The sequence below is a fragment of the Streptomyces echinatus genome, assembly GCF_014203595.1.
Lineage (GTDB): Bacteria > Actinomycetota > Actinomycetes > Streptomycetales > Streptomycetaceae > Streptomyces > Streptomyces echinatus.
On sequence record NZ_JACHJK010000011.1, the window covers coordinates 19,717 to 31,463 of the forward strand.

The 11,747-nt window shown below is 68.8% G+C and carries 10 protein-coding genes; 3 read left to right on the forward strand and 7 right to left on the reverse strand.

Annotated elements, in window-relative coordinates; all coding sequences use genetic code 11:
* From FHS34_RS27425 to FHS34_RS27455, 7 genes are all read right to left on the reverse strand, one after another.
* Positions 1 to 2,208 carry a serine/threonine-protein kinase gene (locus tag FHS34_RS27425; protein WP_184970179.1) on the reverse strand — a complete coding sequence of 736 codons (2,208 nt, stop codon included), beginning with the start codon at positions 2,206 to 2,208 and terminating at the stop codon, positions 1 to 3.
* 9 nt (positions 2,209 to 2,217) lie between these two features.
* On the reverse strand, positions 2,218 to 3,159 hold the full coding sequence (locus FHS34_RS27430) for a protein kinase family protein (RefSeq protein ID WP_184970181.1): 942 nt from the start codon (positions 3,157 to 3,159) through the stop codon (positions 2,218 to 2,220).
* A gap of 151 nt (positions 3,160 to 3,310) precedes the next feature.
* Positions 3,311 to 3,613 carry a WXG100 family type VII secretion target gene (locus tag FHS34_RS27435; RefSeq protein ID WP_184970183.1) on the reverse strand — a complete coding sequence of 101 codons (303 nt, stop codon included), beginning with the start codon at positions 3,611 to 3,613 and terminating at the stop codon, positions 3,311 to 3,313.
* Between the two features lie 38 nt (positions 3,614 to 3,651).
* Entirely contained in the window at positions 3,652 to 3,993 is a 342-nt protein-coding gene (locus FHS34_RS27440; RefSeq protein WP_184970185.1) for a WXG100 family type VII secretion target, read from the reverse strand.
* 120 nt (positions 3,994 to 4,113) lie between these two features.
* Positions 4,114 to 5,385, reverse strand: a complete 1,272-nt coding sequence (locus FHS34_RS27445; protein ID WP_446697034.1) for a S8 family serine peptidase — start codon at positions 5,383 to 5,385, stop codon at positions 4,114 to 4,116.
* A gap of 25 nt (positions 5,386 to 5,410) precedes the next feature.
* On the reverse strand, positions 5,411 to 7,249 hold the full coding sequence (locus tag FHS34_RS27450; RefSeq protein ID WP_184970189.1) for a mediator complex subunit 15 domain-containing protein: 1,839 nt from the start codon (positions 7,247 to 7,249) through the stop codon (positions 5,411 to 5,413).
* Positions 7,246 to 7,701, reverse strand: coding sequence for a DUF2563 family protein (locus FHS34_RS27455; RefSeq protein ID WP_184970191.1), 456 nt, complete (start codon positions 7,699 to 7,701; stop codon positions 7,246 to 7,248). Before FHS34_RS27455 ends, FHS34_RS27450 begins: the two co-directional genes overlap by 4 nt.
* Positions 7,702 to 8,230: 529 nt before the next feature.
* Between FHS34_RS27455 and FHS34_RS27460 the strand changes: the two genes are divergently transcribed.
* From FHS34_RS27460 to FHS34_RS27470, 3 genes are all read left to right on the forward strand, one after another.
* A complete protein-coding gene (locus FHS34_RS27460; protein WP_184970193.1) occupies positions 8,231 to 8,737 on the forward strand; it encodes a hypothetical protein in 507 nt (168 codons plus the stop codon).
* 75 nt (positions 8,738 to 8,812) lie between these two features.
* Entirely contained in the window at positions 8,813 to 11,140 is a 2,328-nt protein-coding gene (locus FHS34_RS27465; RefSeq protein WP_184970196.1) for a hypothetical protein, read from the forward strand.
* Positions 11,141 to 11,187: 47 nt separating this feature from the next.
* Entirely contained in the window at positions 11,188 to 11,736 is a 549-nt protein-coding gene (locus FHS34_RS27470) for a hypothetical protein (protein ID WP_184970198.1), read from the forward strand.
* Positions 11,737 to 11,747 lie beyond the last annotated feature (11 nt).

An 11,747-nucleotide genomic window follows, 5' to 3' on the forward strand; every position in this document is an offset into this window, starting at 1 on the left:
TCACCGCAGGGGGAAGGCCGCCAGGAAGCCGCCGCCCTGCGCGATGACCGCCTTGGCTTTCTCATGGGCGATGAAGCGGTTGCCGGTGGTCTTGTAGGAATGCGCCGGGGCACCGGTGGAGAGGTCGACGGCCCACAGCCTGGACCCGCGCCTGCTGTAGCCGTACGCGGTGCCGATCACGGGCGCGGCGTTCAGATCGGCCCCCGCGCCCTGGCCGCCCTTCTCCTCCCACTTCACGCGGCCGCTCACCGGATCGAACGCGACGAGCCCGAGGCCCTTCTCCACCGCGTACAGCGTCCCGTCCTTCAGCGCGGGCAGCCCGTATGTGCGCCCCGGTCTGGTGGTCCTGGTGTCCCAGGCCACTGTTCCGTCGCCGAGCCGCAGGGCGCGCAGTCGGCCGGCGCCGGCATAAAGGTGGTGGTCGTCGGCGGTCAGCGGCTGCTGCACACGGCCGGCCTTGACGCCGTCGAGGGGGCGGTCCCAGCGGACGGTGCCGTTACGGATGTCGCGCACGACGGCGTGGACGGTGCCGTCGTCGGCTTCCTGGAGAGCCACGAGGTGACGTCCGACGACGGAGCCGGACAGGAAGTAGAGCCGGACGGAGCCCGGGCGCCGGGCGGGCAGCGGCTTCGTCCACAGCAGCTTGCCGGCGTCCATGTCGTAGGCGAACAGGTACCAGGTCTGGGCGGCCGAGAAGGTGGTGTCGACGTACTTTCCCCGGCCCGCCGCCACGTAGGCGACACCGTTCGCCGTGCACACCATCTGGTCCGCCACCAGTTCCCCGTTGAAGTCGCCGAGGGACACCGTGGGGTCGGCCAGCTCTCCGGTGCGGAGGTTGATCGAGGCCAGGAGCAGCGGATCGCCGCCGGCCCTGCCGTTCGCGCGATCGTCCGACGGGCCCAGACCGAGCAGCCGCCCGCCGTCGGACGCGACCTCCCAGTCGCTGTCCATCAGGTGCTGGGACCACTGCCGGTGGCCCGTCCGCGCCACCACGCCCGTCAGTTCGGACGCCACGGTCACGACCATGTCGTCCACCACATGGAGCTGCCCCTGGGGCATGACGTCCGCGAAGAGGTCGTCCGGGCGGATCTGGATCTGCCAGAGGGAGTCCAGCTGTTTCCTGGGCAGCAGGCTGTTGCTCGGTCCGGGGGCCGGCCGCGGCTGCGCTCCGGACCGCCGGGTCAGGGCCCACGCCCCGGCACCGGCGGCTGTCAGTGCCGCTGTCGCGCCCGTCCCGGTGAGCAGCAACCGCCGACGCGACCAGCGAGCGGGCGCCGCCGTCGGTGCGGTGTCCGGCACGTCGGCCGGAGCGGGCAGCCGATCGGGAACGATCTGCCAGACCTCGGTCGCCCGCCGCGCGATGTCGGCCAGCAGCGTGTCCGGCAGATGATCGGCGAACTCCCCTGCTCCGTCGTGCAACTGGGAGGCCAGCCGGTCGGTCGTCGGCCGGCGGAAGGGGTTCTTGTCGAGGCACTGCGCGAGTACGGGGACCAGGCTCTCCGGGACGCCGGTCAGGTCCGGCTCGGTGTACTGCACCCGGTAGAGCAGGTCGGCCGCCTGGCCATGGCCGAAGGGCGGGTGCCCGGTGGCCGCGAAGACGAGCAGCCCGGCGAGCGCGAACACGTCACCGGCCGCCGAGTGCTCCTGTCCGCCGGCCTGCTCGGGCGACATGAAGGCGGGCGTGCCGACCGCGGCCCCGACGCGGGTGAGGTGCTCGTCCCCGGCCGCGCGGGCGATGCCGAAGTCGATGACCTTCGGACCGTAGGCGGTGACGAGGATGTTGGACGGCTTGAGGTCACGATGGACGACGTCGGAGGCGTGCAGCTGGCCCAGCGCCCCGCACAGGGCGGCACCGAGCGCCCGAACGGTGGTTTCGGGCAGCGGACCGCACAGCCCGACGGCGTCGTCCAGCGGCGGCCCGAGCACGTACTCCGTGGCCAGCCAGGGTGTCTCGGCCCGTGCGTCCGCGTCGACGACACCGGCGCCGTACCGCTCTCCCACGACCCGTGCCGCGTCGGTCTCCAGCCGGAAGCGGGTGCGGAAGGCCGGGTCGGAGGCGATGCGGGCGTGCATCGTCTTCAGCGCGACGGTACGGCCGCCCGCGGTGCGCGCCAGGTAGACGGTGCCCATGCCGCCGCTGCCGAGGCGGGCGACGGGCCGGTAGGGGCCGATCTCCTGGGGGTCGTCGTGGGTGAGGGGGGAGGGCATCGGCCGTCTTCAGTTCTGACGGTGGGAGGGGTGGGCGGGAGCGGGCCCGACGGAGGTCTCCGCCGTGAGGACGGCCGCCGACTGGTGCGCGAGGGCGGCGATCAACCGGCCCGGGAGCCAGCCGGGGGTGAGGAGACCGGCGGAGTCGGCGGCGGACTCACCGGCCAGCGCGGCGATCAGCTCCGCCAGTTGCGGGCGGGCGCCGGGGTCGCGGGTGAGGCACCGGCCGATGACGGTACGCAGCGCGGCCGGGAGTTCGTCGCGCTCCGGAGCCGTGTGGCCCGTGGCGGCGTACGCGAGCGTCGCTCCGAGGGCGTACACGTCCCCCAGGGGGCGCGGACGTCCGCCGGACGCCTGCTCCGGCGGCAGGCTGCCCGCTTCGAGGCCCGGCAGCCCGGAGCGGGGCGTGCCGTCCGGGGCGGCGGCCCGTACGGCGCCGAAGCAGGAGAGGCGAGGACCGTCGGCGGCGAGCAGGACGGCCGCGGGTGACACACCCGCGAAGGTCAGGCCCTGCCCGTGCAGCACGGCCAGGGTCTCGGCGAGGGCCACGCCGAGCGCGCGTACCGTCCGCTCGGGCAGCGGTCCGCCGTGCACGGCGAAGGCCGTCGGCAGCGGCAGGACGGGCAGATAGGGGCGGGCGCACCACGCGGCCTCGCCGGGCGCGGCGAGGGCCGTGACAGGCAACACGCAGGGGCCGAGGAGGAAGCGGGAGCCGTCGGCTTCGGCGAGGAAGCGCAGGGGATCGCCGCCGGAGTGCGGGAGGGAGAGCAGGACGGTGTGCCGGCCGTCGGCGCTGCGCGCGATGTACCGGCGCTCGGGGACGGGCACCTTGGTCCGAGGGTCGTCCAGGGCGGTGATCAGGGTGTACGGGCCCACCCTCCGCCGCGACGCGGCGGCTGTACCCGCTCCTCCGCCGGCGGCCACGCCCGTGGCGCCCTCTGTGACACTCATTCCCTGTCCCGCGTCGTGTTCGCTCTGCCGCGGCCGTGCGGCACGACAGAGGGTGGGCACCTCCCGTGCGTGCCCACCCTGCTGCGGTGGCGTGCCGGCCGGTACGGCCGACTCCTGAGGCGGCTCGGCCGGCTCGGCCGGCCGAGCCGGCCTACATGAAGTAGCCGGCGGCCTTCCGGTCGCCGCCCTGGTAGTCACCGCCGGCCGCGTGCACGACCTTGCCGATGGCGACGAGGGCCTCGTGGATACCGGTGGCCTCACGGTCCCAGGCGGCCTGCTGCTCGGTGTACGTGGTGTGGGCCTCGCCCTCCCACATGTCGGCCACACCGGCGACCTTCTGCTTGATGGCCTCGAGGCTCTCCTCGAGGCGCCGCGCGTGGTCGGCCAGCTGGGTGGCGGTGTGGTCGAGGTTGCCGTACGAGACTTCGAGGTCGCCGAGGTTCTGGGCGCTCATGATTACCTCCGTGCTGAGATGTTGTGGCCTGGCCGGGATCAGTAGCTGGACAGCGCGGAGTGCGAGCCGCCGTAGTCGACGTCGATGCTCTGCACCTGCGAGCGGATCTCGTCTTCGGTGCCGTCCTTGATCTTCCGGGTGCTGCTCATGGCCTCGATGTACTTGGCGAGGATGTTGCCGATCCGGACCATGCGCTCGTTGATCTCGGTCTGCTTGGTGTTGAACGCGCCGGCGCCGATGCCCTTCCAGTGGCCTTCGAGGCTGTCGATGATGCTCTGCAGATCCCGGAGCTGGCCCTTGATCCCCTCGAAGCGGTGCGCAAGCTCCTTTTCAAGGGCAATGATGTCGCCGTCGCTGACCTTCTGACGCCCTGAAGCCATTTCCATGCCTTTCGTTGTGAACTGACCTTGCCGGCGTACTGGGCCATGAGTCAGGCGTCAGCACCGACGGCAAGCGGGCTTCTGCTCACTCGGTGAGGGAGCAGGTATGCGGGAGACCGCTCAGGAGTTACGGCGTGCACGCAGCACGGCGAAACCGGCGCCTCCGATGACTAGTACGGCGGCTACGGCGCCGATGATCACCCAAGTCTGGCCACCACTGCCGGAGTCGGTGTCCTTCGCGGCGGCAGAGGTGGGCCCGCCGGCCGAGCCGGCGTCCTTGGTCGGCTTGCCGGAGGGGTCCTTGGCCGAGGAGCTGGGGGACGGCGAGGTGCCGTCGCCGTTCTCCTTGGCCAGGGGATCGACGTCGGCCGGCCCGGGGTTGATGTTCTTGTTGATGAGCACACGCCGGGGGCGCATACCGCCGTAGCCCAGGTATTTACTGGGCTTGTCCTTCGCCCACGAACGAGCTGCCGTGTCGATGAGGGTCCGCAGGACCTGGTTGGCCGTCCAGTCCGGGTGAACGGACCAGACCAGAGCGGCGGAGGCCGAGGCGATGGCGGAGGCGGGGCTGGTGCCGTCGGTGTCGCAGTACTCGGTGAACGTACCGTCGCACCAAGAGGGGATGTGCAGCCCCGGAGCCGCGAGGTCCACATAGTCTCCGAATGTGGAGAACTTGCCCACGGTTCCGGACTTGTCGATCGCGGACACACCGATTACGCCGGAGTAATTGGCAGGGTACGACGACATGTTACCTCTGTCCCCATCATTTCCGATGGAAGCAAAGAGCAACTTACCCTTGGACACCGCATACTTCACAGCGGCTTGCTCTTCGTCACTCGGGGCACCGCCACCCATGGACATGTTGATGATTTTTGCATCGGTGTTGGCGGCTGCTCGAATTGCTGTGGCACCATCGGGGGTCTTGCTGATCTCATCAGCTCCCCTCAATTGCCCCAGATCTACCCGGAAGGGAATGATCTTAGCATTCGGAGCGAGGCCCTTGATTCCCCCACCGGCTCCCGTGCCCGCGATAATTTCGGCCATGGACGTGCCGTGTCCGTTGTCGTCGTGGGTGACGTGATAAGCCACGGGCTTGGGCACTTCATCAACCAGAACTTGACCCTTGAGGGAAGAGGTTGACGGATTGACCCCACCATCGATTACGGCAACCTTCACCCCCTTGCCCGTGCTGATCTTCCAGATGTCCTCGGCACCCATCGCGTCCAGGTACCACTCCTTGGACTGAACGTCCAAGGCCGCAGCTTCCGGAGCAAGCGTCGCCGACGTGATGACGAGCGCGCCGAGTGCCGAACACACGGCCGACAGGCGCCGTGCATTGCGCCTCGTCAGGAGGGCCATCCTCGTGCCGCGTCGACCGGTCCCTGGCTTCATGCCTGTGTACGTCCTCGCTCGTGTTTCAGTCGCTCGTCTGAGGCTCATCGCGCCGCTTCCGCGACGGGTGGCGCTGTTCCTTCTCGCCCGTCCCCCCGGTACGGCCGGCCTCAGCACCCGGGGCCTGACGGCTGCCCATCGCTCCGCGACCGAGCCCCGCACCGCTCGACTCAGGGCCCTTCGCAGAGTTACGGGGCGCTCCGATGACACCCTCGGGGTTGCTCGCCGAGCGCAGCGCCGCCTGGCCCGCACCGGGTTGGGTCTTCGGCGTAGCGGCGCCGACAACGCCTCGCTGGCCGATGGTGCCCTTTGCCGGCGTAGTGGAAGCCGGTTCATTGGCGCCGACGACCATACCGCGCGGGACACGGGGATTCGTCGTCCCTCCGGACGTGCGGCCCGTGACGGGCTTGCCTCCCACGACACCGTTACGTACCGGACCGGTGGGACCGGTGGTGCCGGTACGTCCGCCAGGCGTGTTGGTGTTCTTCGGGGTTCCGCCGGTGACACTGCGCCCCATCGGCGAAGGGCCGGACTGAACGGGTCCCCGAGCACCCGACTGACCCGCCGGTGCCGTCCGCCCCATCGCACGAGCGGCCTGGCCCATCGGGCCCTGCGGCGTGCGACCGCCGGGCACGGAACGTCCCGCCTGACCCATCGGCCCCTGCGGAACGCGGCCGCCGGAGACGGTACGTCCCGGCTGGCCCGTGGGGCCCTGCGGCACTCGGCCACTTCCGGTGCTCGAAGGACCGGTGCGCCCCTGCGCGGTCACGGGAGGCCGACCGGTCGGCTTGTAGCCGGGAGTACGACCTGAGGTCGGCGTGACGGGAGGCACCGTCGGCCCCGGCGGCAACGGGGGCGGCTGCCAGCCACCTCCGCCGGTTGTCGGCGGGGTGGGTGCCGGAGGGGCGGGAGGAGTCGGAGTCGGCTGGGGAGGCAGCGTGGTCGTGGTGTTGATTTCCGTTCCGACATCGTGGCCGGAAGGCCCGACGGGCTCGTGGACTTCCCTGATGGGCGGCACGTGCGGTACGTGCCCGTTGACCTCCGTCCCGTGCGACGTGCCCGTTCCGGTGTGGCCTTCCGCGAAATCGTCTCGAACCGTGGCCGTCGGCGCCGACGAAGCTGCCGACGAGGCCCCCGAACCGTACCGCCGGCTCCCACTGTCATAGGCCGCCCTCGGCACTCCGACATCCGTGATCGGCTTGAGCGGCTCCGGCTCCTTCTGCTTGCTCAGGTCCGTCGCCGCGACCTTGTAGTACGAGGCCAGCCGGTTCATCTGGTTGATGGCCTCTTGGCGGTTCTTCTCGGCCTTCACCGCGGCCGCGTAGTCCGGATTGCTGTCGACCTGCTTGGCCTTGGGCAGCTCGGAGGGCCGCTTCTGCTCGTCCGCCGGCCGGGTGTCCCTGGGCGGCATGGCAGTGCGGGCGGAGGCGAGACCGGTGGCCGCCACGGAGATGTGCGTGCCGGCCTCATCGGCATAGCCCGCGAGCCCGTTGGTGTACTGGATGAGCAGCCGCGTCCAGTCGTGGAAGGAGTCGGCGCCCTGGCCCTTCCAGTCGACCTTGAGGTGCTGCTCCAGGTCCGTCGCGGCCTTGCGGATGGCCTTGCCGGCGTCGAACAGGGACTTGCTGGTCGACTCGAGGTGCTCGGGATTGGCATGCTCGACCAGGTCGATCATGTCGTTGAGGTCGTGGTCCTCGAAGTTCGTCGATCCGACCAGGTTGACCCGGACACCACCGCCGAAGAACGGCATGTGGGCCAGCATGCCCTGCGCGGTCGTGATCGGCGCGACCTGCTCGCCGACCTCCTTGTCGACCTGCTGCGCAGCGGACTTGTACTCGGGTTTCTGCTTCCAGTCGTCGCTCACGAGAGGTCCGTCTTCCCCGTCGACTTGTTGTCGCCCTTGTGCTCCCCCGCCTGCTTGTCGGCGGGAGCGGCCTTCTTCACGTCGTCCCGGTACTGCGCATCGAGATGCGCCCGAATCTGCCAGAACCGGCGTTGGACTTCGTCATCGTTGCCGTCGTACGTGACATCGGCCGCGTGCGAGGCCAGCTTCAGCGCCTCAATGTGCATGCCCAGGGTTTTCGACAGGTGAGTGAGGCGCGTGTGGACCGTCTCGTACGCCGTGTGCAGGTCGCCCGCCTCGTCGAACGGGGCGTTCGTGCCTCCGAACGACCCCCGGCTGAGCGACTGTTGCGCGAGCTTGGACGGGCTTCCGTGCCCCTCCTCGAAGTCGGTCAGCGCATTGTCGAGTTTGCCCTTGAACTCCTTCAGCGCATCGATGCCGCGCCTCAGATCCGAGCCGCCACCGTCGCCCACCGCGACCCCTTCCCCGTCTCCCCGTTGGTACAGCTGGACAGACCGAGGGGCACGCAGCCCAACCTCGGATCCATCCCCGACCACTGTAGTCACTGTGTAAATCGCGGCCAACTGAACTCTTCGACAGTTCAGTTGCAATGCTGTCCCGAAGTGACCGGCTCATGGCTGACCGAGATCGACATGACGGTCAATAACGACAGAAGGGGCCCGGCATCTGCGCAGAAGCTTCACAGGCACGTGCCGAGCGCCACAGTGGAGGCGGACCGGGGAGTGACTTTGCAACCACAAAACCTCACCCGACAGCGGCAACCGGACCAGCCGTTGCCGAACAGTTCGCCTCCCAGCGATCCCGATCCCCGGCAGCCCCGACAGGCGCCCCCTCCAGCAGGTCGGTAGCGCCGCCCCAAACCCTCCTCCGCCGAATTTTCACGCGCGACACATCGCACATAACAGACATGGCGCGATTTTCCCCAGCATGGGTTGCTAGCTTGACCCGTCACCGGACTAACCGCGGGGAAGGGGCCCTTCCATGGCATGGGACGAATGGGAGCAACTGAAGGCGCAGGCTGGCCAGGGGCAGTCGCCGAACATACAGCTCAACCATGTCGACCCGGGTGGCGGCGGCTCCTACACCCTCCCCAGCGAGACCGGCGACCTCAAGGTGGGCCGCAAAGACCTGGAGAAGATCGGCGGCTCCGCCCACCATCTCTACGACCAGCTCTGGGACAAGGCCCGGGTGGCGACCCCCAGCAGCGACTCCGCGGCCGGCGATCTCTCCAAGCAGGGCTTTGCCCTCGGCGCCGGGCTCCAGCACGTGTCGAACCGCTGGGAGGAGCAGTTGAAGTCCCTGATGGACGCCTGCGCCCAGATCTCGAACCACATGCAGACCACCAAGGCCATGCACGCGAACGACGAGAACTACATCCAGCGGCAGATGAGCAGCATCGACGCGCTGGACGACGGGTTCGACGAACGGGTCGGGGCGCCGGGCGAGAAGAACTCCGTGTACGGGGACAAGAGCAAGAAGAAGGAGTAGCGGCACCGGCAGGAGACGGCGGGACCTCCCTCCGCGTCAGCTGACACCGCTACCCCCGAAGGATGACGGCACCCCATGGACTTCAACGCTCTGTACCACGCCAACTTCAAGTTACTCGACGACGCGGTGACCGATTGGTCGACGCTCGTGGACCACCTCGCCGACCTGAAGAAGGACGCCGAGGACGACCTGCACAAGGCCGCACTCAAGGCCGACTGGGCCGGAGTGAACGCACAGGTCTCGAGGGAGTTCATCGGCAAGACGGCCGGCGAGTTCGGCGACGCCCACACGCAGGCGACCACCATCCGCAACGTCCTGCGCGACACTCAGGGCGAGCTGAAGTCGTATCACCAGCAGTTGACGGACGCCGTCTCACGCGGGCGGAAGAAGAACCTGACCGTCACCGACGCCGGGGACGGCAAGTTCACGGTCAGGGGCAACACGCGGCCCGACTGGAGCTCCGACCCCAGCGGCAAGACGAGCGCGACCGACCAGAAGGACGTCGACGAGCTCCGCGACGAGATCCAGGGCATCCTCAGCAAGGCCACCGAGAGCGACAACTCGGCCAAGACGGTGCTCATGGCGATCGTCGACCAGTCCCGGCTGGGCTTCTCCGACGCCAGCTACAAGGACCGGAACACCGCGGCGGATGCCGTCAGGGAGGCCGACGAGCTGGCCAAGCTCGCCAGGAAGGACCCCGACGACCTGTCCGTCGAGGACTTCGACCGGCTCAACGCGGGGCTGAAGAAGTACGCGAACGACCCGCTGTTCGGCGAGCGCTTCGCCACCGACCTCGGCCCGCAGAAGACGTTGGAGTTCTGGACCGGGATCAGCGATCCCAACCGGGGCGACTGGGAGTTGGGGCACAAGCGTCTCGACCAGTTCGACGACCTGCAACGGAACCTGGGGCTGACGCTGGCCCACGCCACGCAGAGCGATTCCGCGGACATGACCGAGTGGAAGCGCAAGATGATCGACATCGGGGACAAGCCGCTCTGGGGCGGCCGGGGTGGCCCCATGGGCTTCCAGGTCATGAGCAACCTGATGCGGACCGGTGACTACGACGACCAGTTCCTGAAGGACTACGGAACCGAGCTCATGGCCACCGAGCGGAAGCTCACCGGCAACGGTGAGCACCGGAACATCGCGTGGCAGCACATGGGCGGGAGTTCGTGGCTGAACCGGATCGGCGACGACAGCGGCAACGACCCGCTCACCGGCTATCTCAAGGGCCTGTCCAACAGCCCCGACGCGGCGACCGACTTCTTCAACCAGCAGTACGTCTCCAAGGACGACCCGGACAACCCCTTCGAACGGGACACGGACGGCAACGGCAAGAAGGGCAAGGTGTCGCTGTCGAACTTCCAGTACCTGTTCGAGGAGCGGCAGTGGCCGCAGGAGTCGAATCTGCATGGCGACGAGACCTTCACGGGCCAGAACAATCTCGCGCTGGCGCTGGAAGCCGCCACGACCGGACATCCTGCGGGTGAGCTGCCGACCGACGACACGCCTCCCCACTCGGCCGATCAGGCGAAGCTCATGCGTGCGCTCGTCGACTCGGTCTCCGACGATCCCTCCCGCGTGAAGGACCACTCGTACATGTCGGACAGCCTCGGCCAGATCGGTTCCGAGTACCTGCCCGACATCCACCGCGCCATGGCCGACGGCCCCACCGTCAAGGATGGCAAGTCGGGTTGGGACCTGCTCTATCCCCTCGCCGGTACGGACGCTCAGCTCGACCACAGCGCGGTGACCCGTTTCCTCGTCACGGTCAGCCAGAACCCCGAGGGGTACGCCGCCTTGAACGTCGGCGAGAAGGCGTACACCGCGAGCCTGATGGACTACCACCTGAACCCGGATCTGCCCGCGGCCCAGCGGTACCCCCACGACCCGCAAGAGACCATCACGAGCATTTCCCGCAAGGCGGGCGAGTTCAACGGTCTCCTCGCCCAGGGGCGGCAGGAAGCCGTTCTCGGCCCCGCCAGCGAGAAGGACAGCGACTACGACTTCGCCGTGAGCCAGAAGAAGAACTTCATCTCCGGGTTCGTCGGTACGGGTGTCGGCGTCGGAACGAGTTTCATCGCCAGTCCCGCCGTGGGCGCCGGTGTGGGCGGTGCCGCCGGTACGGTGACGTCCATGGTTCTGGAAGCCTTCTACAAGGACGACTCCGGCCAGTACCAGGCCGAGGCGGGCCAGGACATCGCCACTCGGTGGGAGACCATCAAGGACTCCACCAACAACATCAACTACACCGCGGCTCATGAAGCGGCCAAGGCTTACCACGCCGGCTACGCCGACAAGGTAGACACCTGGGTCAGCGAAGGAACGGCCACCGGTTTCAACGACGCCACCACCGATATCCACGCGATGGCCAAGGACATGGACACCGAGATCCCGGCCTGAGCCGGGGCCGGCCGGGCGCGCTCTCACTCACTGCGTTGGAAGGCGATATGCGCGACATCTCCGGGGGCGGGGTCCGCTCCGCGGCTTCTCTTCTGGGGGCGGCACTGCTGGTCGGTCTGACGGCTGCCTGTTCGTCGCCGTCACCGACCCGCGAGTACGCCGTACCCGGCGATGTGTGCGGCACCGACGTGGCCCGCTCTCTGCTGGAGCCGCTGCTGCCGGCCGGTGAGAGGATCAGCGCAAAGTCGTCGTCGGCGGTCGGTGCCACGCGCTGCCGGCTTTCGGTGGAGGGGGAGATCGTCTTCTCCAGCGCCGTGGAGAAGCACGATGCGGACACCACCGCGCACGACGTGGCCGCCTCCGCGTACGGTGTGGATCCGACCGACGCGACTGCGGCCGGCGGCCGCGTCATCTACTCGAAGACGGGAGCCGTCGGCCTCGTCGGTTGTCCGGCGTCCGCCTCGGCGGACAGCAGCCTCTGGGCCACGGTGCGGACCTCGCATGAGGTGGAGGCGTCGGCCATGCGCGATTTCGTCGAGGGGTATGCGGCTGCCGTGGCCGGGAGTGACGCCTGCCGGGCCCTCTCCGGCCGCTGATGCGACGTCGG